Source organism: Saccharothrix sp. (assembly GCF_031180885.1).
Classification (GTDB): domain Bacteria; phylum Actinomycetota; class Actinomycetes; order Mycobacteriales; family Pseudonocardiaceae; genus Actinosynnema.
In genome coordinates this window covers 98,234-119,866 of record NZ_JAPSLK010000008.1, presented here as the reverse complement: position 1 = coordinate 119,866, position 21,633 = coordinate 98,234, and the positions used below count along the sequence as shown (strand labels likewise).

The window sequence follows — 21,633 nt, the reverse complement described above, 5'->3', positions numbered from 1 at the left end:
GTCGCATGGCGCATAAAGGGGCAGCTGTCTACGTCGTCGGTGCGGGTGGTGCGGGCCGCGAAGCGCTGGACATCTGCATGGCACTCGGTCGCGAGGTCATCGCGTTCCTCGACGATTCCGCCGCGGGGCAGGTCGTGCGCGGCCACGACGTGCGCAGGCCGGGCGACGCGGTGTCCGGCGCGGCGTACGTCGTGGCGATCGCCTCCCCCACGGCGCGGGTGCGGCTCTCGCGACTGCTGGACGCGCGCGGGTTGCGGCCGACCAATCTCGTCCACCCCCGAGCGGTGGTCTGCCCGGAGACCACCATCGGTCCGGGCGCGATCGTCCAGGCCAACGTGATGGTGTCGAGCGGCGTCACCATCGGCTCCCACTGCCAGGTGCACTACAACGCGACGGTGGGGCACGACACCACGCTCGCGGACCACGTGACGGTCATGCCCGGTGCCAACGTCGCCGGGAACGTCACCCTGGCGGAAGGTGCCGTAGTGGGTTCCGGTGCCGTCGTACTGCAAGGCCGCACGGTCGGCGTGGGCGCCGTGGTGGGTGCGGGGGCCGTGGTGACTCGCGATGTGCCGGGCGAGGTGGTCGTGATCGGCTCACCCGCCGCGCCGCTGGCCGCCCGCGTCCGCTAGCGCGGCCAGGCCCTGCTCCACCCCGAATCGACCACCACGTCGCAATGCGCACCTCATCGCAGGAACGATCACGGAGTAACCACATGTCGGTATGCGCCTCTGCCGTTGAGGCCACGGACGGGTACAAGAGGTTCGGTTGACCACACAAGGCATGACGGTCGTGTTGATCAACCTCGCCATTTCGCTGGCCGTCCTTGTCCGCCTCTACCTGCGAGGCGGGACGCGGAACGTCCTGGTGAGCGTCGCCGCCGTCTTCGTGTTCTTCTCGTTCGGCCCGTTGATCAACCTCGTCGTGGGCACCTCCGTGTACGAGGGAATCGTGACGGAGCAGATCCCGAGAGCGTCGACCGGGTTCGCGCTCGCCCTCGTCGCGATGGCGATCGGGGACCTGGTCGCGCCGCAACGACGGACGTTCGACAAGGCGCGGCTCGCGCGGCCCGCGAAGGCGTACGAACTGCTGCCCGTGGTGTTGGCGGGCCTGGCCGTGTACGCCCTCTTCGTCGTGGTCAGCAAGGGCCCGGACATGATCGACCTCGACAAGTTGGAGCGGCTGGCGCTGGCGGGCCCGTGGCACGGGGGCTACCTGTTGCTGGAGGCTTTCGCCCTGTCGATGTACTTCATCGCCAAGAGGACCCGGCTGACACGTAACGTCTACTGGGTGAACGCCGGGCTGTACCTCGCGTACTGCCTGGCGACGGCTGAGCGCGATTTCATCTTCATCTTCTTCAGCCTGCTGATTCAGGCCCAATTGCTGAAGAACCGCGCCGGATCGACGCGGATCGTGCTCGCCGGCGTGGGGTTCTTCGTCCTGGCCTCTTTTCTGGCGGCAGCTCGCCAGTCCCAGGACGTCAGCATGGAACAAGCGCTCAACCAGGGGTCCATCACATTTGTCGACACCTTCGTCATGAATATCGTGCCACATTACGTGCCGTATTACAGTGGTGCGACCTATCTCGACAACCTGCTCGGTGTCCTGCCGAGTTGGCTGAGCGTGAAGAGCGCGCCGTCCCTCGGCGAGTGGCTGGTCAGCCTGCACGCGCCCGGATCGGGCGGGGGTTACGGCTTTTCGCTCACCGGGGAGGCGTACCTCAACTTCGGGCTGCCCGCGATCCCGGTGGTGTTCTTCCTGATCACACTCGTGCACCGGTTCATCGTCAACCGGTCGGATCGTTCCGACTGGTGGACCTACCTCAACGTGCTGTTCGTGGCGACGCTCATGTACTCGTTGCGCGGGGACAGTCTCCAACTCATGAAGGTGATCGCTTATGGGGCGGCGTTCTTCGCCGTCTGTCATCTGCTGTCGAGTTCGCGCACCTCGGGGTCTCCGCCGGATTCGGATCGGTTCACTGCCGCCTACGGCGAGGTGTCCACCGACAAGCACGACAGGTCAAGGGAAGATGGAGATCGGGTGATCGCCCGCCGAACCTGGAATCTGTCCGAGCGGCGTGAACGTTGCCGCACTCGCGTCCAGGGCGTCGGCAGTTCCTCGCCAGGCCGTGTCCGGACGGGCGGTTCGGTGTCGGCGGCCGGGTGCGACGCGGGCCCGGGGGACAGCGGATGACGGTTGGTGTCACACCGGAGGCCGAGCCACCTCGGTCGGATGGCCGCGCCCGACGTGGCGGGTCTCGCGTTGCGCCGGGTCATCGTCAGGTCGCGGCGGTTCGACGATCGGACCGGCCCGGGCGGTCGATGTCCGGCGGTTGTGGTGGGCCGGATGGCTGAGCGTCGCCACCAGCGCGGTGGTCCCCCGGATGCGCGGGCAACGAACAGGGATCAGGGATGTGGGAGCGTGGGCGTCGCGGCGTTCGTCAGGCGGCGTTTCCGGCGCGGGAACCCGATGACCGCACCAAACGGGTTGCCGGACGTCGGGGGCTCCCGGTGGCGGGTCAACATCGGCTACCTGACCGGCGCCGGCGTGCTCCGACTCGTGTCCAACGCCGCCGCCGCGATGGTGGCCACGTGCGTCCTCGGAGCGGCGCAGCGAGGCGTGATGGTGCTGGGGACGACGATCGCGGCGGTCGTCGCGCTGGTCGCCGGCTTCGGTGCCAGGATGGCGTTCCGACTGCTCCTGCCGGCCGCCACCGGCGCCGGCAGGCACCGGCTCGTGTCCGCGTACAGCTGGTGGACGATCGGTGCCGCCTGCCTCGCGGCGGTGGCCGCGGCGGCGGTGTCCGCGATCTCCGCGACGGTCGTCGATCCCGCGCTCGCCGATTTCGGCTTCCTCGCCGCGGTCGGCGTGTTCACCGCGGCGCAGGTCGTCAACTTCCAGACCATCGACGGTTGGTACGCCGACGGCGGCTTCCGGCGCGCGGCCGGCTTCGGGGCCGTCATGACGGCAGGCGGGCTGGCCGGACTCCTCGCCGCCGCGGTGGCGTGGCCCACCGGGGCGGCGCTGCTCGGTGCCCAGGGTGCCGGTGTGCTCGTCACCTGGATCTTCCTGGCCCCCAAGTGCCGGGCGGCGACGCTGCTGTCCCTGTCGCGGCCCCGGTTCCACGAAATCCGCGCGCTTGCCGTCACCGGCCTGCCGACCCTCGGGTTCGGCCTGGGCATGGCCATCGCCCTGCGCGCGGACCGGTACGTCCTGGGCGCCACGGTCGACGCCGCCGCGGTCGGTGTGTTCGCGCTCGCGGCGAGCCTGGCCGAGATACCCCGCCTGTTCCCGCATGCGATGGGGCAGCTGTTCATGCGCGATGTCAGGCTGCGGAACAGACGTGGCCAAATGGCCCCGTGGTTGCTGCTGTCCGTGCTGGTGACGGCTGCTGCCAACCTCGTCGTCGTGCTGGCGGGGTGGTTGTGGATCGTGCCGGTCTTCGGCCCGGAGTTCGCCGCCGCGCGGGACCTGCTGCTGATCCTCGCCGTCGCTGAACTGTGCTTCGCGCCGTACGAAGTCGCCAGTCTCGGCCTGCTCGGCGGCGGGTGGACCAAGGCCGCCGGCGCGTTCGGCCTGGTGAGTTGCGTCGCCTCGGTGGGGTGTCACCTGCTGTCGGCGAACCTGGCCGGCGCCACCGGCGTGGCGGTCGGGACGGTGTTCCTCTACACAGGACTGTCGTTCGCATCCTGGATCCTCTTGCGCCGCCGAGTGCTGCGGCAGGTCGAGTCCCCGAGTCGACGGCCCGGTTGTTCCGGCGAAGCCGCCAAGTGACCCGATGGGAAGAAGGAACTCCAGGTGCCCGGATGCCGTTGCCGAACCGTGCTCGCCGTCCGTGCCCTGAGACGTCGTCGCGGCAACCCCCACGACGCGCCCGAGAGAGCCGCGTAGACGACCGATCCCACGGCCACGCCGGTCGTCCGCGGCGAACACCGCTGGCGACCGAACACCACGCGAAGGCCGACATGATCCGAGGACGGTCGTCGCCGCGCGCGACGCAGGGGTACCGCCGGAAGGCGGGGCCGACGCCGAGACCACCGACCGCGGAACACGCGCTACCGATCGTCGCGCCGATGACCATGAGCCCGCAGTGCGCACTTGTCGCCGGACAGGTCAGCGTGGTCGAGGTCGCTGGGCGTTCGGCCGGCGCCGAGGTGACGGCGATGTCGAGTTCCTCGTCCATGTACGACCTCGGCCTGCCCCGCGCCTGCACGGGGAGCGTGCGGGGAACACCAGCGCCCCGGAACGGATGGCCTCGCGGACCTTCTGCTTCCAGTGGTCGCCTGTTCGGGGACCGGGCGCGCTGGATCACGAACGTCCCACCCGGCTTTCCCTTCCTTGCAGTCCGTCACCAACACAGGAGCTTTCGGGGGACACGACATCGTCCCTGGTAGCTGATTGCGCGCCTGAGTGACCCGAAGAATGGGTACCCATATTTGGGGATGGTCGTCCTCTGGACGAGCGGTTTGGTGCTCGTCCGGGTCGGTGAACCTTACGCGCCGACCGCCGCTGCTGTTAAATACACGTCGGACATGCCCCATAAAAGTGCGGCAAGCGTCGCCGTCCGGCGATGTCGGTCAAGTGCAGTCAAACGATAGGACGGGTGTTCCATGAAGAGGTTCACGCCTTTTGTCGCCACGCTCGGCCTGGTGGCAGCCCTGACCACCGGAAGCGGCGCAGTGGCGGCGGCGGCCGGCAAGTACAGTTGCTCAAACGGTGTCAACAACGTCGTGTCCTGCAACGACATCATTGACAAAGTCGTTGTGAAGATCACCGGCAAGCGGTCTCTGATTCATCAGGAGATCGTCGTCCTCAAGAACAACCTCAACAACGCCGGGGTCGACGCGGCGGTCATCAAGAACGTCGTCGTGGTGACGTACCAGTCCTTCAACCCCGCCATCAACATCAGCGTGGGCGACGTCCAGGTCTGTGTCGCCTCGGTGTGCGGCTGAGTTCCGCGACACCCGCCACCTCACGGCACCTCGGCTCCACTGGGCCGATCGGTCGGTACTCGTGTCGAACCTGGGCCGGGCTCGGTCATGGTGGCGATGAGGGAAGCAGCCGCACGGGGTTCTCGGTTCGGAGAAATTCCTGTCGACCTGCGCCGCCGGCGCCGCCGGTTCGTGGCGCCACCCGCCCACGACGGGTACGAGCCGACTCCAGCCGGCGAACCCGATCAGGTGAGGTGAGGTGAGGTGAGTCTGGCGGCGCCTACGGTCTCGGCCATCGCCCGCCCCGACGCGGTGCGGGCCACCCTCGATGATTCGGCGTCGCCGGCCAGGAACAGGTGAGCGGCCAGGGGACATCAGGTGGCGCGGCCGTCATGGAAGTCGCCGACCCTGCATCGGGTCACCGGGAGATCTTGCGGCTGCCAGACGTAGCCGTTTCACCACGAAAGACGTTCTTTCGTCCCGCATGAGAGGAATGTGCACCATGCTGCTGTCGAGGTTGGCCGGCGCCGCTGTTCTCGCGGCAAGTGCGACACTGCCCATCGTCGGAGTTGCCAACGCGCTCGGCGATCGCGACTGCGAGAGCTTCAGCAACCAAGCCGAGGCGCAGCGGTTCTTCGAGTCCGCCCCGCGCGACCTCCACGGGCTCGACGCGGACAACGACGGCATCGCTTGCGAGCACCTTCCGGCACCCAGTCATGTCCCGACACCCAATCACACCCATGTCCACGAGCCGCCCGTTGGCTGGATCGACACAGGTGACGGCTCCACCGTCGACGTCCCGACCGATGACGACTCGGGTACCCTGCCGCTCTTCCTCGGGCTGGCCGGGTTCGGTGCCGCAGCGGCTGCTGTCGCGGCCCGGCGTGCACGTAGGACCAGCTAGCGCCATGCGCTACCGCTCGCGCCGCCATGCCCGCCGGGCAGCAGCCCGTGTACTGGTGGGGATGGCGGCGGTGCTGTGCCTGGCGGTTCTGACGGACACCGACACCGTCCACCAGGCCGACCCCGGCCACCCAGCCGACCCGGCCGGAACGGTCTTCGCGCCCACGCCGAACGCACCGCGGAACCCACCGCGGAAGGTGGTGCTCGGCGCATCTCGCCCGACGAGGCTGACCATCCCGGCGATCGGCGTCGACGCCGCCGGCATCACCGATCTGGGGCTGCGCGCCGACCGCACCCTGGAAGTCCCGACCGATGCCGAAACCGTTGGCTGGTACACCAACTCGCCGACTCCGGGAGAGAGCGGGCCCGCCCTGCTCGCGGCACACCTCGATTGGCAGGGCCGGAAAGGCAAGTTCTACGATCTGCGCAAGGTGAGGCCCGGCGATCAGGTGGTGGTGGAACGGGCGGACGGCTGGGCCGCGTCGTTCACGGTCCGGCGGGTCGAGCAGCACCCGAAGGACCGTTTCCCCACGCAAGCGGTGTACGGCCATGTCGAGAGCCCCGAGCTGCGGCTCGTCACCTGCGGTGGGCGATTCGACCGGGAAGCGGGAGGCTATCGGGACAACATCGTGGTCTATGCGGAGATGACGGGCAGCCGGCACCGCGACGGCAGAGTGGCGTAGCCGTTCGCCGGCGGTGGCAGCCCTGCTGCTGCTCACGTTCTGAGTGGGGGGAAGCGTGTCGCGCGGCCCGCTGGTGCCGGTGGCGGTCCTGGGCCGCCGCAGCGTCGGCGGGGGCGGCTTCGCGGGTCCGCGGGGGTTCGTCACCGGGGGCCTCGCGGGTGTTCCTGTCGGCCCTGTACCTGCACAAGGTGCTGGGCTTCACGCCGCCGGGGGCGGGCTGACGGCGGGCCGCATCGGCTGCGGGGGGAGGCGACCGGAGGTCGGCGACAACCGGGCGACGGCCGTGCGCCCGGTTGTCGCCGACCTCCAGCTCGCCGGTCAGCCCTCGGAGAAGTCGCTCGTTCCGCCCGAGTGCGTGCACTTCCACCGGGGGAACCCGTAGCGCTGTCCGTTGTGCACGCCGGAGATGTTGTAGTACTCGCCGACCTCCGGTTGATCGCCCACCGTGAACTCACCGGCGGAGAACATGAAGAAGGACGACATCGTTCCGGTACCGCCGATCAGGGATCCCCGGCCGCCCTGGATCGGCACCACGTTCACATCCGTGTACCGGCCTTCGGGACTCGTCATCGTCGACGTCCTTTCCGCGGCGAGCCGCTACCGCGTCGTCGCGAGGCGCCGGCGACCGGCGTCGATCACCTGCTTGTACTTCAGCGCGCTGGACTTGCTCGTCTGGTCCACCGTCCATGAGTTGTCCTCGTGAAGGGTCGCGGTCATCGAGTAGACGTTCGGCGGGAAGTGGATCTCCACCGGGTTGGTGATGGATTGGACGTCCAAAACCTCGCCCTGCTGGTAGGTGCCCGCCGTCAGCCAGTACGTCGGGTGGGGGGTGAAGCTGAGGTGGATGTTCGGCTGCGCCTGGGTGGCGAACGTGCCGGAACCGGACATGCCGATGCCGACCGATGCCTCCTTCAGCGGGATGGTCGCGTTTTCGTCGATGTAGAGCGTGCCGCGCTGGGCGTTGGCCGTGGGCGTCGACGTGAACGTGTACGCGCCTTCCGAGGGGTGGGAGAACCCGATCTGGTTACCGGCCTTGCGCTCGCTCGCCACGCCGATGATGCTCGGGTCCGCCGGCCAGATCTGCGAGGCGTCGAAGAAGACACCCGGCTTCAGCTGTCCGGTCTCGGACCAGATGAACGAGTAGTCGATGGTCCATCGGAACACCACGGTCGTGGTCGGGTATGCGGGCTTGGTGAACCACGCGAGGGACATGACGTTCGGTGCGCCGATGTTGGGGTCTTGCTGGTACACACACATGTCCGTGAGGTTGGTCGAGTCGTTGACCACGCGGAGCGTGTATTGCGTGCCGGCCATTGATGGCTCGCTCTCTCTGTGTGTATCGAGTCGATTGTCCGATGTTCCACAATCATGCGAACAGTCGCATGGGGTTGTTCGGGGGCGACGCGAGGCTTGCCGTAACTCATCGGAAACGCGTCGGACCCCGAACCACACTCTGCACCAGTTGTGGCGAACACGACAGCAAGAGCACTCGTTCGAGTGCCGCGCCACGGTGCGTGACAGCTATTCGGTTCAACGGCCCGGTGGCTAAAAAGCGTGGCCGGAACCACCCGTCGGAAAACAGTCGGTCGCGAAGTGTGGACGGCAAACCCCCAAAAAATGGGGATGGGGGTGCCCGACGGGGCGCACGACCCGGCCCGTGCCGCCGTCGTGGCCGCGACGCCGGGTGACCGCTGCCCGTGCGCTCCGCGGGCCGCGACGGGTCGCGCCTGGTCAGGGAAGGGTCGTGGTGCGCCGACGGTCCCGGTGTGCGTCCGGTGGCGCCGCCAAGCGATGAGGCGCGGGGGACGACTTCTCGGCGGCGACGCGGGCCGCACGGCGGTGGCCGTCACAAGATTGTGCTAGTCAATGTTGTTGATAGCGCTTCCGTGCGCGGAATCGGCCGTCAGGGTGGGCGATTGGTGTGCCGATCGTCCGGTGGTCGTGATTTTCCCGGCCCGCTGTTCACCGTTTCGGGCGAAATGGCAACCCCGGCTCTTCCAGGGCATTGTCCAACTGCCTTGCGGGCGGCAGACTCCGTACGCGGCCACGTCGACCGTGGTCCGCTGGTACGTCCAGCGTCGAGGGGCTCCTGGTTGAGAGGTGAGGTCCCCGGGCTCGCACATCCCGAACATGCGCCGGCCGCGCGGGCGGAGGTGCACGACTTTTTCGGCACCGGGGTGCGCCCTGGTGCGCTCTTCGCCACCGGGTGATTCGCCCGGGGCGGATCGGCGGCATTGTCACCACATCGGACGTGACTTGTCGCGGGACGTCTGTTTCCGTTGTGCAATCGGTCAAAGGGGAGTGGTATGCGTTCATCGGGAAGACTTGTGCGGATGTCGGTGTCGGCGATCGTCGCCACCGCGGCGTCTGTGTCGTTGTCCGTGCCGTCGGCACTGGCCGACTCGTCGCGTGAGAGGTTCCCGCTGGTCGAGGTGGTCAGCGCCATGAACCACAAGTGTCTCGACGTGCTGGGGTTCAACCCGGACAACGGCGCGCGGGTCGGCGTGTGGGACTGCTGGGGTGGGGCCAACCAGACGTGGTACTGGGACGGTGGGCAGATCCGCAGCTTCATGAACCACAAGTGCCTCGACGTGCTGGGGTTCAACCCGGACAACGGCGCGCGGGTCGGCATGTGGGACTGCTGGGGCGGCGCCAACCAGATGTGGTACCGGGACGGTGGGCAGATCCGCAGCTCCATGAACCACAAGTGCCTCGACTTGCTGCGGTTCAACCCGCACAACGGCGCGCGGGTCGGCATGTGGGACTGCCGGGGCGGCGCCAACCAGCTCTGGCGGCAATTCCAGGTGCACGCCGCGGAAGCGGCACCGGGCTCGATCCGGTGACACCGCGCGCAGTGCCGAACCGGAACGGCGTGGGTCGCTGTCGGCCGAGCCGGCCGGTCAGTCCTTTGTGGATGATAGGAGTGGGAAGACGTGCTCAAGCTCTTCACCGCCACCTTCGCCGGGGCGGTCCTCTCGGTCCTGTTCGCGACTCCCGGCGCGGCCGTGGCGCCACCGCCGGACCGGTCCGAGCTCAAACTCACCGTCAGCCGCTCGGGCGGCGGCACCACCGCGGGACGAGACCGTTCAGCGGTGTTGAAGTGCCATCCGCCACGAGGGAGCCATCCCCAGAAGGTCAAGGCGTGCCAAGAGTTGAATGAGCGGGGAGGGCGCCTGGCGCAAGACCCGCGCGACGTGATCTGCACGATGGAGTACGCCCCTGTCACCGCCGCGGCGGTGGGCACGTGGCGTGGCAAGCCGGTCAGGTTCAAGGAGACCTACGTCAACAACTGCTCGATGCTGGCGCACACCGGCGTGGTCTTCCAGTTCTGATCCCGGCGTCCCGGCTCGTTCTTCGCCACGGGCGATCGAACACCGGGCCCGGAGCTCTTCCCGGGTCGTGACGACCTCGCACCGGCAGTCCACAAAGGACTGCCGGTGTCCCGTGCGGTGGGTCTGCGCCGGCCGGTCGACCGCTGACCGTCACCGGCCTCACCGGCAACGCGCCGGGCACCGGAGCCCCGGACAAGGGCCACGTCGGCGGGTGGCAGCTCACCCCGGTCGTCGGGCCGACGGTCCACCCGCATTCATGTGTTTCGGGTACGACGATTGCGGTCGGTGTTTTTCCCCGATGTCGTCGGCGTGGTCAATATTGGGGACTGGAACTGCCGTTCGGGGCGGCGTTATTGCTAGCCTCGGCCAGGTTGCATCCGGACAGAGGTCGAGAGGGTCCGCCGCCAATGGCACGGAAGCTGTACGTCCAACTGGTCGACGACCTCGACGGCAGGCCCGCCGCGGATGGTCAAACCGTCAGTTTCGGCCTCGACGGCGTGCATTACGAGATCGATCTGTGCCCGGAGAACGCGGCCGAGCTCCGTGAGCGCCTGTCGACTTTCATCATGCACGCGCGAAGGGTCGGCAAACTGGTCGACTGGGACGAGCCGAGCCGAATCCGCCGGTCTGCCCGGGGCAGTGGGAAACGGGCCCGGTTCCAGGAGATCAGGGAGTGGGCTTGGCGCAACGGATTGGTCGTGGGCACTCGCGGCCGTATCGCACCGGGCATCGTCGCGGCGTTCGAGGCCGCGCATCGTCGAGCGTGACGGGGAGCCGACCATGGCGACGGGCGAGACGGCCGGTCCGGCGGTGTGCGGTGCGTCAACCACGGTGCCTGGCCGCGAGGAGGTGCGCGGTGGCGGTCAGTTCGGCCACGATGACAGCCGCCGGCGCGTACAGCGTCTTGTCGTGCCAGCGGGGTGGGTGGTCGTGCGCCCCGTCGCCCGTGCGGTCGAGCAGGTAGGAGTTCGCGCGGTCGAGCGCCTCGGCTCGGGGTTGTCGGGCGTTCAAGAGGATCTGCGCCCCGTACGCGGTTTCTTCGGCGGTGGGACCCCAGACACCCCAGGACCCGTCGGGCTGTTGGGCGGACGTGGCCCACGCGGCGGCGCGGCGCACCGCGGCGACGGCCACGGGGTCGGCGGAGCGGGCCAGGGCCCTGGTGACGCGACTGGTCGCGTACAGCGGGGAGGCGTGCCACTTGTCGGTCCACCAACCTTCGGGGTGCTGCCGCTCCACCAGCCAGCGGGCGAGGCGGGTGGCGTTGTCGGCTTGCTCCGGGTGCCGGGGCAGGCAGGTGGTCAGGGCGATGAGGACGTGCGCGTTGGTGGTGACCGAGGCGGTGTCCTCGTCGACGTAGCAGGAGTAGTTGTCGCCGGTGTGGAACGGGGCCAGCAGGTCGGGGCCGTGGTGCCCGCCGAGTTCGACGGCCAGGTGCACCGCGATGGCGGTGTCGTCGGCGTCCGGGTCAAGGCCGGGCGCGCCGCGGACGCCGCAGGGCTCGACCAGCGCGGCCAACCACTTGCGCGCGACGTCCCTCGCGCCGGTCAGCAGGCCGGCGTGGTGCAGGGCGGCCAGCACCCACAGCCGTTCGAACGCCGCCAACGGCGCCGTCTCCGGGAACCGGCCGCGGTAGTGGCGGCTCACGGCGCGCAGTGCCTCGGCCGCCGCGTCGCGGTCGGCGTCGGCGGGCGTGGTGGCCAGCCAGGCCGCGGTCGCCGCCGGGGAACCGCCCAGCAGTCCTGAGGGGGCCGGCAGGAGTCGCGGTGGGCACAGCGGGGCGAGCACTTCGAAGCAGTGGTGGAACTTGGTGCGCAGGCTGGGCATGTCCGCGATCCTGCGGGCGATGTGCCCGGCGGCGTCGGCGCGCAGCCCGTGGATCACGCCGAGTCGAGGACCGGTTGGGCGGCCGGTGGTGCCCAGCATCCGGTTGATCGACGCCATGAGCAGCGGCACGAGCAGTTCGATGGCGGCGGTGTCGGGGTGCGGGCCGTCGCCGGGCAGTGCCGCCAGGGCGGCCAGTCCGCGGTCGACCGCCCGGGTGAGCCGAAGGGCGGTGTCGGGGGTCAGGGTGTCGCGGTGGTGGACCAGCCGGTCGAGGAACGCCGCGACCACGCTCAGGCTGGGCAGCGTCCGGTAGGGCAACGGGCCTTCGCCCCACAGCCCGTCGGGTCCTTGACGGGACAGCAGCCAGTCGGCGCGCACCGCGTCGTCGGGCAGGTGCGGAGCCCACTGGTGCACGCGGGCGGTCTCGTAGACCGAGGGGCTGATGCGTCCCCAGTCGTCCTGGGCGACACCGTTCATGAGGTGAGACATCGTGCGGGCGGCAAGTTCGTCGGGACTCCTCAACATCGCCTCCTCCGGACAGAGGGCGCCGCTGCCCCTCCAGTCGGCAGTCGTGCACGCAACGATCGTCCACGCGACGATCGAGTACCCAACCACAGTGTCGTGCCCGTCGCATACCGGTCTTCGGCCGTCTCCGGCGCGCGGGCGCACGGCGACGGTCTGCTCGGCGGACACCTCGTTGCGGTGTCGGGCGTCACTTGCTGTGCCGTCCGGCCGCCTCTTTGCCGGCGGGGTGTGAAATGCTCGACGCATCCCGCCCCGTGACGCGACCGGGAGGCGGCGCGGCGGCTCCACACGCTGTCGCGGTAGGTGACCAGGTCGCCGTCGGGGTGGAGGAAATGCCGGAGCCGCTGGGTGTCCGGCACGATCCGGGCGAAGCCCGGGTGCGCCTGCGGTTGCGCGTCCGGCCCGGTTGCCGGCTCGGCGGCGCAGGTCTGGAGAACCTCCTCGCCACAGGCCGTCCGCGCCGGTTCGCCCGACGTGGTCAGGTGCGCGAACCCGATCCGGCGGCGACCGGACCGGTGCCGGCACGGATGCGGCGTGCGCGGTGGCGGCGAGGCGGATCGCGCCCGCCTCCGGCTCGCTCAGCGACAGCCCGGCCGGGCACCGGTGGGGTGTGCGCTCGTCGTCCCGGGTGGGGACCACAACGGTCCCCACCCGGGGTGGCCGTCAGGAATCGGCCTCGCGCACGGGGGAGTCGACGTACCCGGTCGCGGGAGTGGTGTGGAAGATCGCCGCGGCGAGCACCGCGTCGGCCACCGCGTCCCAGTCTGCGGCGCCGCCGAGCCACCCGTGCGAGCTGGGCTCGGCGACCCAGCCGGGCAGCACCCTCGCCAGGCCCGTGGCCAGGGCCGCCGGATGCGGGTCGACCAGGACACCGCCCGCCGCGGGCACCGAGTCCCGCAGGCCGGGGCAGTCGTAGGCGACCGTCGGCGTGCCCATCGCGGCGGCCTCGTCGACGACCAGGCCCCACCCCTCGCGCACCGAGGTCACGACCAACGCGTGCGCCCGTGCCAGCAGCAGGTCGCGCATGCCGTCGGTCACCCTGCCGTAGAAGCGGACCGGCAGACCGCAGTCGTCGGCCGCCTTCTCCAGGTCGTGGCGCAGCGGGCCGTCGCCGATGTACCACAGTTGGGCGTAGAACCCTTGCCTGGCCAACGTCTCGACCGCGGCCAGGGCGTGGTCGGGCCGCTTGCTCCAGGTGAGCCTGCCCAGGAACACGATGGTGGGCAGCCGTTCACGCGGCACCTCCGGACGCGGGACGCGGTCGCGTCCCACCGGCACCACCACGACGTTGCGCAACCCGTACTCGTACAGGGAATCCCTGCTCGACGGGGACACGGTGAGCGCCGGCACGTCCTGGTACCGGCGCAACCACCGGGGTTCCAGCACGTACCGGCCGAGCAGCGCGACGGGCAGCGGCAGCTCGTGGAACCAGATCTCCCGGCGCACCTGGTGGAACAACGCGACGACCCGGGCGTCCTTCACCCACGCCGCGCAGCCGAAGGGACGGGGGTTCGCGCCGTCGACCACCAGGTCGTACCGGCCCACGCCCTCGGTGCGGTAGAACCGGCGCGCCTCCCGGTAGACGCCGAACCGCCCACCCCTGCGCACCACGCGGACACCGTCGACCACCCGGTCGTCGGGGGTGCCGCCGAGCGCCGAGCAGAACAGCGTGACGTCGTGGCCGGCCGCTGCCCAGCGCCGTGTCACCTCGCGGGTGTAGACCTCGGCGCCACCGGCTGCCGGGTGGTCGATGAACTTCCGGTTGAACATGAGCACTCGCACTGGAACACCTCTGCGATAGCGGGGTCGGGCCGTCGGGCCGGGGGATGGTGCGGGTCCGGGTGTGGTGACCGGTGGCGGGAGGGCGCGTGGGCGGCACGGGCGGTGCCAGGCCGCCGTCGTGGTCGTGCGGCGGACGCGTGCGCGGGCCGGCACGCCCCGGTCGGCGAGGCGGGTCGCCTAGTCACGGCTACGACGTCGTGCGACGTCCTGACGCTTCACCACCGCCGGGACCACCACCACACCGGCGATCACGAGTCCGGCGCCGAGCACCGCGATCCACCCCACCCCGGCACCCGTCGCGGCGAGCGGTTCGGCGGGGCTCGCGGCACCGCCGTCGCCTGCCGCGTCGAACCGCGTCTTGAGCACCAGCGTGCCGCCGTCGGGCGTCGTGCCGGTGGCACGCAGCTCGTGCGGGCCCGGGGGCAGGCTCACCGGGAGCGTCACGGTCGCCGTGATCCGACCTGCTCCGTTCGCCGTGACCTCCGCCAGGTGGAGGGACCTGAAGCGGACGTCGAGGGAGACCGGGGTGCCGGGCGCGAACCCCGCACCGTCGACCGTTGTCGTGGACCCCGCGGTGAGGTCTGCCGAGGACGCCGACAGAGCGCCTTCCCGCAACGGGTGCCGCGCTGCCGCCGCCGAGGCGAAGGCGAGCAGTACGACGGTCAGCGCCGTGATCAGGCTCGCGATCGCCCCGCGCGCAGACGTGAAATCCGGACGAGTGGTTGACATGAGTACCTGCCCACGTTCGTGCCGGTCGGACATCGTTCGGCCGGGTTGTGGAAAGAAATGCGACTCGAGGCAGCCGGGAGGCTAGCAGAGGATTGGCGGCGCCATCGGTAGGTCAGCCGCTTCCGGGCACCGGGTGGGCGGCTCCCGCAAATGCATTGGTCAAAATTGACCAGGCATTTTGGTTCAGGTGCGCCGTTGGCTGCAATCATCGTGGCGTGACCTGTGGGGCATGGGTCCTATCAGGCACGATGCTGGCGGTGAGGCCGCGCGCGCGGGTGCGGTCCGGTATGCGGCGTAGTGTGTCACCGCTACCGCCCGTGATTGTCGCCCGCTCGACCGGATCTTGTTTTTCCGCCATTCGGGGTGGGCGCGCCGCGCGGGTGGCGGCAATTCGCCGGCGGGGCTGTCGTCACGTTCGGTCCGAGGACACCCGTCCCGTGTTTTGGGGATCAAGCGCGGTCGCCGGGCGGCCGATGCCCACACCATGACCGATCGGCCGACTCGTCCCGGTTCGTCGCGGATGACCACTTGTCGGGTGGCCGAGGCGGCGGTCGCCGCGCTCGACGAGGCGGGGCTCAGATGGGGCGAACCCGGCTCCGCCGGGCCGGCGACCCGGGGGGACGCGACAGCGCTGAGGCTGTGGTGCGACGGCGATCCGGCGCGGGTGCTCGCGGCGCTCCGCGCCGCCCTGGGCGGTGCGGTGGTCGGCTCTGCCACGCGGTTCGACCGGCGCCGCCACGTGGCGCTGGCCGTGCGCGTCACCGAGGGCCTCGCCCTGGTCGACGTCACGACCGGCGACTTCATGGTCGGGCCGGTGCTCGTCGTTCCCGCCGCCGAGGTCACCGTCGACGACCGCACCGCCACCCTGACGGGCCAGGCCGCGGTCGCCGACGCGGTGGTGCGCCCGCTGGTCGAAGGGCGGGTGCCGGACCGGTGGTGCCTGGCGGCGGGGCGACGGGCATGGCGTGCGCTCCCGATCCGCACCAGGGAGGACTTCCTGTGGCGGATGCGCGTGCAGTTGGGCCGACGCTTCTCCGCCGGCCTCGCGGTGGTGCTGGACGGCTGGAATCAGCCGCGGCGGGCTCTGGTCAGGGCGGCGCGGGCGGGCATGGCGGGCATGGTCGGGTCGGCGGACCCGGCCCCTCCGGGGCTCGGGGACCGGCTGCTGCGGCCTGTTCGCCGCGGCCCGTTGGACCTGGACACCCGGGGCGTCGTCGTCGCCGTCGTCGGCATCGACGCCGACGACCGAGCGCGCGTCGCGGCGGAGCTGGCCGCCACCCTCGTCGCCGACGGCTGCCGAACCCGGACCGCCCGCTTCACCGGGGCGGCCGGGCGCACCGTCACCCCCGCGGGCCGGGTCGCCCCGGGCGGGCGTGGCCGGCTCGGCGCGAACCACGCGATCCGCCACGTCTGGCGCCACGTCACGGTCGTCGCGGCGCACCGGTGGCTGGGCGGCGTGGTGATCAGTGACGGGTGGCCGCCCGACCCGCGGACGGCGCCTCGCGCGGGAACACCCGCGGCCCGGGCGATCGAGCGGGCGGTCCGCCCACCCGACGTCGTGGTGGTCGTCGGCGCCCCGGACGGCACCGTGGCCGTCGCCGACGGCACGCTGGTGGTCGATCCCTCGATCCCGGTGGACGAGGCGGTGGCGGACGTGGCCGATCGGGTCCTGGAAATCGCCCACCGCGTCGCCGGGTGAACCCCGGCCGGCGACCGCCGGCCGTGCGCGGGGTCCGCGCCCGATCGACCGCGAAGTCGAAGCCGGGCGGTAACGACCGGGCTTTCGACGAATTGCGTTGTCGTCCGTCGCGAGCCCTTGTCGTCGGAATTCCTCACCGGGTGACCGGGCGTCCGCTCCCGGGCGGCGATGAAAACCGGTGCGCTCGGCACCGGACCGGTGAACTCATCCACCGGTCCGGTGCCGAGCGGTGGACCACGGGACGTCCGCGTGGCCGCCGCGGCCGAACGTGCTCGTCGCGGACGCGGGCTGGTTCCAGGTCAGCTGCCAGGGCACGTGGGTGGTGTTCGGCTTGCACTTCCCGTGGACGGTCAGGTTGATCCGCTCGGCGCCCACGGCGGTGAAACCGATCCGCAGCGCCAGATCGCTGTCGAGCCGCGCCTGCTCGACGGTCAGGCCGCGGACCAGCGACAGCACCTCCAGGTGGTGGTCGGGCCGGTGGCGGTGGCGGTACGGGCCCCGCACGTCGTGGTCGGCGAACGAGATGCGCCACTGACCGGGCCCGTGGAGGTAGACGCACGCCTCGCCGGCGTCGGTGCGCAACTGCCAATCCGAGTCGACGTCCAGTTGGATCTCCCGATCGCGCGCGGTGTCGTAGAAGATCACGAACAGCGTTCCCTGACGTTCGCCGAGCGCCACCACGAACGTTCCGGTCAAATCGGCTGGTTCGGCTACTTCGAGCACGTCGATGTTCTTTCGTCTCGGTCGACCGATGTCCCGCCCACTGCTCGCGGGAGGAGAGGCCCATGGCACCGGTGCGGCGGACGACGGGGGTGCGGTCGACGGCGGTGGCGCCCGCCCTGGCGGCGCCCCTGGTCGGCCCCGGGCCGGTGCGCGCCGCCACGGAGTTCCCCACGCCCCGGTTCGCGGTGGCCGCCGCGCCGGACGGCGTCGCGCCGGACGGCGTGGTGGCGAACCGCGTCGCGCCGGACCGCGTCGCGCCGCACCGCGTGGTGGCGGACCGCGTCGCGTTGGTCGGCCCCGGTACCGCGTGAAGGGCGGTGGCCCCGGTGCCACGGGGCCACCGCGACCTTCCGAGCCGAACGCCGGGCCGGTGTCGGTCCTGGCTTCGGGGCTGATGGCGCTGGGCGTCGCGCTCGTCGTGCTCGCCCGTCCGAGGCGTCCCGGCTCCGAGCGGCGCGGCGGGGCGCGGGACGCCGCACGGCTACCGGAGGAACGGCGTCGGTGACGGCGCAGCCGGCGTCGGTGGCGGCGCCGAGGGCGACGCGGCCACGAGCGCGGGATGCACGTAGTGGCCGACCGACACGGTCGCGCGGATCGCGGTGAGCAGGTCGTGCGGCTTCGCGTCGACGCCCAGGACGCCCTTCGCGCCGTGCAGTCGAGCCCACGCGGCCGACACCGGGTTGAGCGACCTCCGGCGCAACAGGGCGACGACATCCAGGTCGCGGAACATCGACGTGAGCAGCAGGCACAAGTCCCACTTGACGTCGACCACCGAGTCGACCAGCACGACATCGGGTTGGACCGACTGGCAGAACTCCACCGCGGACCTCCCGTCCGGGGCCGCGCCGACCCAGTGCAGGTCGGTGGTCCGGGACAGGGCCTGGGCGACGCCCTTCTCCAGCGCGGGGGTCGCACTCACCAGTGACACCCGCAACGAGGGTGGTAGCGCAGCACTCAAGGGAGGTTCCTTCCGGTGGTGGGTCGGCGCGGGCGGCGTGCCCGCGCGGCCGACGCCGGTCGCGAGGCGTGAGCCCGGACCGGCGACGCTGACGGAAGATCCGCAACCACGTGCGCGCTTACGCGCGAGCACACCGAGTTCACCCGGACGGGGGTGGGCACGGCGCGGGCGCCGGGTCGCCGACGACGTCGGACTCCTCTGGTCGGGCGAACTTCCCCGGCGGTGCGTAAGCGGAAGCCGTTCCCGGGTCAGACGACTTTGTCGAACGGTCGTGCCGGCGAAGTGGTGCGGGCGACCGCGGTCTTGATCCACCCTAGGGAGAAGCCAGGATGTCGCTGCGCAAGACGGGCAAGCACCGACTGGAGAACAAGCGGGGCCGAACGCCGTGCCGCCGGTGCACCCGGCACACGCTCGCCACGCTCACCGTCGTGCCCGTCGCGATGATCGCGTGCTCCGTGATGTTCGACTGGAACCGCAGGCCCGCGTCGCCGGAGGCGATCGGCGGTCTGGGCGCCGTCGCGGGGCTCACCGCCAAGACGGACGCGAACCCCGCCGGCAGCGCGAGCAGCCCTCGCACCCTCGTCGGTGCGCCCTGCACCGACCAGCACACGCCGCCGGTGGCCGGCCGGGCCGCGGGGCAGCCGTCCGCGCCCGCCCCGTCCACCCCGGCGCCCACGTCGACCGCGGCCACGACCCCGGTGCCGCTGCACGGTGTCGAGGTGTCCGTTCCGGTCCGGCCCGCGGACGACCGCGTCCTCGTGACGGTGTCGGCGAACCTGGGCGTGTCGGGACGGTGACCCGGATCCAGCTCAGCCGGACGGCGCCCGGACGGGGTGGTCACCGCGGGCTTCCGCGGTGCGCGGCGCGGGGGAGGCGGCGGTGAGGCCGATCCCCGAGCCGGCGACGAGCGCGTGGCACGACCCGGCCAAATCCACGGTCAGGGTCGGTCTGGTGGGGACGCTGCCCCTGCTCGCCTGCGGGGTGCAGAGCGTGGTGTCCGCCGATCCCGTGTTGGAGTGGGTCGACCACGTGCACGGTCTGCGCGGCGCGATCGCCCTGTGCGAGTCGGCACGCCCGGACGTCATGCTGATCTGCTCCGCGGGCGATCCGTCGTGGCGGATCTGCCAGACGCTGACCCACCTGTTCCGCCGCCTGACCGTGGTGGCCCTGCTGGGGCCGGAGAGCAGGACCCCCGAGGCGGCGGCCAGGGCGAGGCTGCACGGTGCACGTGCCCTCGTCCCGGTGGAGGCCGACGCGGCCAGGCTGGTCGTCGCCATCCGGCGGACCGTCGAGACCGGCAGTTTCGTGGATCCGGTGTTCCGCAACGCGGCGGTGCCCGGTGTGCCGGTGAAGGAGGCGGGCCGACCGCTGTCGCGGCGCGAGCTGGAGGTCCTGCGGCTGATCGCGGAGGGGCGCACCGCCGTGCAGATCGCGGCGCGCCTGGCGATCTCGGCGGAGACCGTCCGCAGCCACGTCACCCACATCCTGCGCAAGCTGGGTGCGCGCGACCGCGCCCACGCCGTCGCCAAGGCGTACGAGTTCTCGCTGCTCCCCGCGGAGGCCGCCGCCTCGCTGACCCCGGGCCATCGCGCCCCGTCCGGGTGATGGTGGGGGAGCGCTCGTAATGGAGGGGGCGCGGCACGGTCTGACATGGCGACGGTACCCCCACGGGGACACTCCCACCTGACCTTGGGATCCGGGGGCTGCCGTCGCGCACCGGGCCGTGGTCTCCGGTCCCCCCTAGTTCCGCTACCACGGCCCGGTGCACCTTGCCCAGCCCCATGCGGTGCGAGCCGGCGACCCGGAGCCGGCTCGGCACGCGCGTTCCCGCATTGGCCCAAGGAGGAGTTGGTGCATGAGTCGTCATCGTCGAGGCGTTCCGCTGCTGTCCGTCCTGTCGCGCCTGGGGTGGCGGCGGGACTCGAGCAAGTCGGCCACCAGATGCCTCGACGAGCGGGGGCGCAACTCGCTCCTGCAGGTCAGGCTCGGCCCCGGCTACGTCACGCTGGAGTGCCCGTCGATCGGACTGCTGTACCTCTCACCGCTCCAGGTCGGCAGGCTGCGCGCCGCGTTGCGGGACGCGGTGTTCGACCTCGACCGGCTCGGCGGCGGCCACCTGCTCGCGGAGACCGCACCCCCGGCGTTCCCCGAACCCGCGCCGAACACGGCCGTGCCCCGGCCTCGGCAGGTGGTCGCCGTGCACGAGTACCAGCCGGAGACCGTGGCGGCGGTCATCAGGCGCGCCCGCGCATTGGAGGCGTGCTGATCGCGACGATGGTCTACGAGATCATGGAACAGCACGACTTCGTCGCGACGCACGAGATCGCCGGTCTGCCGGCTTCGCACGCGTGCCACGGCGTCCACATGCACAAGTGGTCGGTCGAGGTCGTGTTGCTGGTGTCGAAGCTGGCGCCGACGGATGCGCCGTCCGACGCCGTCATGCTGCAACCGCTGCGGAACTACGTCGTCAGCGAGCTGGAGGGGTCCCACCTCAACGACCTCGTCAAGGGCGACCCGACGCCCGCGAGGCTGACCGAGCACCTCGTCGACTGGTGCCGGCGGCACCTGGACCCCGTCGCGGTCGACGTGCTCCACAGCGTCACCGTCAGCGCGGTGCGCGGCGGGCGGGCTCGGTGCCGGCTGGTCGAAGTCCGACCCGGCCGGCGGTGACCCGGGCGCGTGGACCGCGGTGGAGGATCGGGTCGAGTGTGGGAAGTGGAGCGTGACACACCCCCGCGTTGCGGCGGCGCTGGCCGCCTATCCCAGTCTGGACGCCCTTGCGGACCTGATCCGCGAGGACCCCGGCTGGCGGTTCATCACGGCGGTCATCGGCGAGGAGGAGTGCCTTTACGGCATGAAGGAGGATCCGCCCGTCACCGAGACGATCACCTTGCGGTCGCCGGAGGCGGTCACCGTGGTGCGGCTGCGCACGGAGGACAGCGTCGTGCGCCGGGGACGGCCCGTGGTCCTGTGGGAGTTCACGGGCGAAATACGCGAAGCGATAGCCGCATTGCGGGAGCTGCCTCCGCACGGCCACCCACTCGCCCCGAAGCTATTGCGACCGGCATCTCTCTATTGCGTCGGCGAATTCGTATTGGGTGGGCGCTCGTCCGATGTCGATCGCTGATGGGCGATACCGCTGGTGCACGGAGAGTCTAGCCCAGCGGTCGATCATTGGAGTCGAATTCGCCCGATCGGATGGCGCCGGGCGCCTTATGTCGGGGCGGGCGGCGCACCTGTCGCTATTCGACTCCACTATTAGTGTGAAACCGTGTGTCCGAGGGCGCGTCGGCTCAGGTCGCCGATGTAGCGTCCCAAGCCAGTTCGTCGGGTGGCGGGCGTCGGATTAGGGAAGGTATACCTGAAATTGCTTCGCAGTGTTGCGCAGGCCATTCCGGTGGCCGACTGGTGACGCGAGATCAAGGGCCGTCCAACGCACGGCGTCGGGTGGTGTGAGCCCCCGGGTGGCCGGCACGCCGCTCGTGGGGAGAGACCAAGGTGCTGATGAGATGACCGATCACCTCGATGAGCGCGATGGGCGTCG

The 21,633-nt window shown here is 70.8% G+C and carries 23 protein-coding genes; 16 read left to right on the top strand and 7 right to left on the bottom strand.

Going from position 1 to position 21,633, the window contains the following annotated elements:
* The first annotated feature begins 5 nt into the window (after positions 1–5).
* The 6 genes from RIN75_RS13550 to RIN75_RS13525 all read left to right on the top strand — a co-directional run bounded on the left by RIN75_RS13550 (position 6) and on the right by RIN75_RS13525 (position 6,517).
* The gene (locus tag RIN75_RS13550) at positions 6–632 is read left to right on the top strand and encodes an acetyltransferase (protein ID WP_309112235.1); all 627 of its coding nucleotides are present in this window, start codon (positions 6–8) and stop codon (positions 630–632) included.
* A 151-nt stretch (positions 633–783) separates the two neighbouring features.
* Positions 784–2,193: an O-antigen polysaccharide polymerase Wzy gene (wzy, locus tag RIN75_RS13545; protein ID WP_309112234.1), complete on the top strand. Its 1,410-nt coding sequence runs from the start codon at positions 784–786 to the stop codon at positions 2,191–2,193.
* Positions 2,194–2,469: 276 nt separating this feature from the next.
* On the top strand, positions 2,470–3,774 hold the full coding sequence (locus tag RIN75_RS13540; protein WP_309112233.1) for a hypothetical protein: 1,305 nt from the start codon (positions 2,470–2,472) through the stop codon (positions 3,772–3,774).
* 836 nt (positions 3,775–4,610) lie between these two features.
* A complete protein-coding gene (locus RIN75_RS13535; protein ID WP_309112232.1) occupies positions 4,611–4,952 on the top strand; it encodes a hypothetical protein in 342 nt (113 codons plus the stop codon).
* A gap of 481 nt (positions 4,953–5,433) precedes the next feature.
* Positions 5,434–5,835, top strand: coding sequence for an excalibur calcium-binding domain-containing protein (locus RIN75_RS13530; RefSeq protein WP_309112231.1), 402 nt, complete (start codon positions 5,434–5,436; stop codon positions 5,833–5,835).
* Between the two features lie 61 nt (positions 5,836–5,896).
* Positions 5,897–6,517 carry a class F sortase gene (locus tag RIN75_RS13525; RefSeq protein WP_309112230.1) on the top strand — a complete coding sequence of 207 codons (621 nt, stop codon included), beginning with the start codon at positions 5,897–5,899 and terminating at the stop codon, positions 6,515–6,517.
* A 318-nt stretch (positions 6,518–6,835) separates the two neighbouring features.
* Here the strand turns inward: RIN75_RS13525 and RIN75_RS13520 are convergent, their stop codons facing one another.
* Entirely contained in the window at positions 6,836–7,087 is a 252-nt protein-coding gene (locus RIN75_RS13520) for a hypothetical protein (RefSeq protein WP_309112229.1), read from the bottom strand.
* Between the two features lie 27 nt (positions 7,088–7,114).
* A complete protein-coding gene (locus tag RIN75_RS13515; RefSeq protein WP_309112228.1) occupies positions 7,115–7,831 on the bottom strand; it encodes a hypothetical protein in 717 nt (238 codons plus the stop codon).
* A 992-nt stretch (positions 7,832–8,823) separates the two neighbouring features.
* On the opposite strand from RIN75_RS13515, the gene RIN75_RS13510 reads away from it, so the two are divergent.
* From RIN75_RS13510 to RIN75_RS13500, 3 genes are all read left to right on the top strand, one after another.
* A complete protein-coding gene (locus RIN75_RS13510) occupies positions 8,824–9,360 on the top strand; it encodes an RICIN domain-containing protein (RefSeq protein ID WP_309112227.1) in 537 nt (178 codons plus the stop codon).
* A gap of 90 nt (positions 9,361–9,450) precedes the next feature.
* Positions 9,451–9,849: an SSI family serine proteinase inhibitor gene (locus RIN75_RS13505; protein ID WP_309112226.1), complete on the top strand. Its 399-nt coding sequence runs from the start codon at positions 9,451–9,453 to the stop codon at positions 9,847–9,849.
* 407 nt (positions 9,850–10,256) lie between these two features.
* Positions 10,257–10,616, top strand: a complete 360-nt coding sequence (locus RIN75_RS13500) for an Lsr2 family protein (RefSeq protein ID WP_309112225.1) — start codon at positions 10,257–10,259, stop codon at positions 10,614–10,616.
* A gap of 55 nt (positions 10,617–10,671) precedes the next feature.
* On the opposite strand, the gene RIN75_RS13495 is transcribed toward RIN75_RS13500, so the two are convergent.
* From RIN75_RS13495 to RIN75_RS13485, 3 genes are all read right to left on the bottom strand, one after another.
* Positions 10,672–12,150 carry a prenyltransferase gene (locus RIN75_RS13495; RefSeq protein ID WP_309112224.1) on the bottom strand — a complete coding sequence of 493 codons (1,479 nt, stop codon included), beginning with the start codon at positions 12,148–12,150 and terminating at the stop codon, positions 10,672–10,674.
* Positions 12,151–12,861: 711 nt separating this feature from the next.
* Complete coding sequence (locus RIN75_RS13490; protein ID WP_309112223.1) at positions 12,862–13,980, bottom strand: glycosyltransferase family 4 protein; 1,119 nt, start codon at positions 13,978–13,980, stop codon at positions 12,862–12,864.
* Positions 13,981–14,157: 177 nt separating this feature from the next.
* Entirely contained in the window at positions 14,158–14,709 is a 552-nt protein-coding gene (locus tag RIN75_RS13485) for a hypothetical protein (protein ID WP_309112222.1), read from the bottom strand.
* 520 nt (positions 14,710–15,229) lie between these two features.
* On the opposite strand from RIN75_RS13485, the gene RIN75_RS13480 reads away from it, so the two are divergent.
* Positions 15,230–16,408: a hypothetical protein gene (locus RIN75_RS13480; RefSeq protein ID WP_309112221.1), complete on the top strand. Its 1,179-nt coding sequence runs from the start codon at positions 15,230–15,232 to the stop codon at positions 16,406–16,408.
* Positions 16,409–16,612: 204 nt separating this feature from the next.
* Here the strand turns inward: RIN75_RS13480 and RIN75_RS13475 are convergent, their stop codons facing one another.
* A complete protein-coding gene (locus RIN75_RS13475) occupies positions 16,613–17,131 on the bottom strand; it encodes a hypothetical protein (protein ID WP_309112220.1) in 519 nt (172 codons plus the stop codon).
* 62 nt (positions 17,132–17,193) lie between these two features.
* Between RIN75_RS13475 and RIN75_RS13470 the strand changes: the two genes are divergently transcribed.
* Positions 17,194–17,442, top strand: a complete 249-nt coding sequence (locus tag RIN75_RS13470) for a hypothetical protein (RefSeq protein WP_309112219.1) — start codon at positions 17,194–17,196, stop codon at positions 17,440–17,442.
* A gap of 170 nt (positions 17,443–17,612) precedes the next feature.
* Here the strand turns inward: RIN75_RS13470 and RIN75_RS13465 are convergent, their stop codons facing one another.
* The gene (locus RIN75_RS13465; RefSeq protein ID WP_309112218.1) at positions 17,613–18,050 is read right to left on the bottom strand and encodes a hypothetical protein; all 438 of its coding nucleotides are present in this window, start codon (positions 18,048–18,050) and stop codon (positions 17,613–17,615) included.
* 368 nt (positions 18,051–18,418) lie between these two features.
* Here RIN75_RS13465 and RIN75_RS13460 point away from each other — a divergent pair, with 368 nt between their 5' ends.
* The 5 genes from RIN75_RS13460 to RIN75_RS13440 all read left to right on the top strand — a co-directional run bounded on the left by RIN75_RS13460 (position 18,419) and on the right by RIN75_RS13440 (position 21,216).
* The gene (locus tag RIN75_RS13460) at positions 18,419–18,886 is read left to right on the top strand and encodes a hypothetical protein (protein ID WP_309112217.1); all 468 of its coding nucleotides are present in this window, start codon (positions 18,419–18,421) and stop codon (positions 18,884–18,886) included.
* 82 nt (positions 18,887–18,968) lie between these two features.
* A complete protein-coding gene (locus RIN75_RS13455; RefSeq protein WP_309112216.1) occupies positions 18,969–19,694 on the top strand; it encodes a response regulator transcription factor in 726 nt (241 codons plus the stop codon).
* A 250-nt stretch (positions 19,695–19,944) separates the two neighbouring features.
* Entirely contained in the window at positions 19,945–20,355 is a 411-nt protein-coding gene (locus RIN75_RS13450; RefSeq protein ID WP_309112215.1) for a hypothetical protein, read from the top strand.
* Positions 20,349–20,759, top strand: coding sequence for a 6-carboxytetrahydropterin synthase (locus RIN75_RS13445; RefSeq protein ID WP_309112214.1), 411 nt, complete (start codon positions 20,349–20,351; stop codon positions 20,757–20,759). Before RIN75_RS13450 ends, RIN75_RS13445 begins: the two co-directional genes overlap by 7 nt.
* Positions 20,760–20,811: 52 nt before the next feature.
* Positions 20,812–21,216 carry a hypothetical protein gene (locus RIN75_RS13440; protein ID WP_309112213.1) on the top strand — a complete coding sequence of 135 codons (405 nt, stop codon included), beginning with the start codon at positions 20,812–20,814 and terminating at the stop codon, positions 21,214–21,216.
* Positions 21,217–21,633: the final 417 nt, after the last annotated feature.

Excerpts from the sequence above, each read along its gene's own strand:
- RIN75_RS13540 (WP_309112233.1), top strand. The coding sequence starts at position 2,470 with ATGACCGCACCAAACGGGTTGCCGGACGTCGGGGGCTCCCGGTGGCGG.
- RIN75_RS13470 (WP_309112219.1), top strand. The coding sequence starts at position 17,194 with ATGGCACCGGTGCGGCGGACGACGGGGGTGCGGTCGACGGCGGTGGCG.
- RIN75_RS13535 (WP_309112232.1), top strand. The coding sequence starts at position 4,611 with ATGAAGAGGTTCACGCCTTTTGTCGCCACGCTCGGCCTGGTGGCAGCC.
- RIN75_RS13500 (WP_309112225.1), top strand. The coding sequence starts at position 10,257 with ATGGCACGGAAGCTGTACGTCCAACTGGTCGACGACCTCGACGGCAGG.
- RIN75_RS13495 (WP_309112224.1), bottom strand. The coding sequence starts at position 12,150 with ATGAACGGTGTCGCCCAGGACGACTGGGGACGCATCAGCCCCTCGGTC.
- RIN75_RS13480 (WP_309112221.1), top strand. The coding sequence starts at position 15,230 with ATGACCACTTGTCGGGTGGCCGAGGCGGCGGTCGCCGCGCTCGACGAG.
- RIN75_RS13510 (WP_309112227.1), top strand. The coding sequence starts at position 8,824 with ATGCGTTCATCGGGAAGACTTGTGCGGATGTCGGTGTCGGCGATCGTC.
- RIN75_RS13530 (WP_309112231.1), top strand. The coding sequence starts at position 5,434 with ATGCTGCTGTCGAGGTTGGCCGGCGCCGCTGTTCTCGCGGCAAGTGCG.
- RIN75_RS13550 (WP_309112235.1), top strand. The coding sequence starts at position 6 with ATGGCGCATAAAGGGGCAGCTGTCTACGTCGTCGGTGCGGGTGGTGCG.
- RIN75_RS13460 (WP_309112217.1), top strand. The coding sequence starts at position 18,419 with ATGTCGCTGCGCAAGACGGGCAAGCACCGACTGGAGAACAAGCGGGGC.
- RIN75_RS13450 (WP_309112215.1), top strand. The coding sequence starts at position 19,945 with ATGAGTCGTCATCGTCGAGGCGTTCCGCTGCTGTCCGTCCTGTCGCGC.
- RIN75_RS13525 (WP_309112230.1), top strand. The coding sequence starts at position 5,897 with ATGGCGGCGGTGCTGTGCCTGGCGGTTCTGACGGACACCGACACCGTC.
- RIN75_RS13520 (WP_309112229.1), bottom strand. The coding sequence starts at position 7,087 with ATGACGAGTCCCGAAGGCCGGTACACGGATGTGAACGTGGTGCCGATC.
- RIN75_RS13515 (WP_309112228.1), bottom strand. The coding sequence starts at position 7,831 with ATGGCCGGCACGCAATACACGCTCCGCGTGGTCAACGACTCGACCAAC.
- RIN75_RS13485 (WP_309112222.1), bottom strand. The coding sequence starts at position 14,709 with ATGTCAACCACTCGTCCGGATTTCACGTCTGCGCGCGGGGCGATCGCG.
- wzy (WP_309112234.1), top strand. The coding sequence starts at position 784 with ATGACGGTCGTGTTGATCAACCTCGCCATTTCGCTGGCCGTCCTTGTC.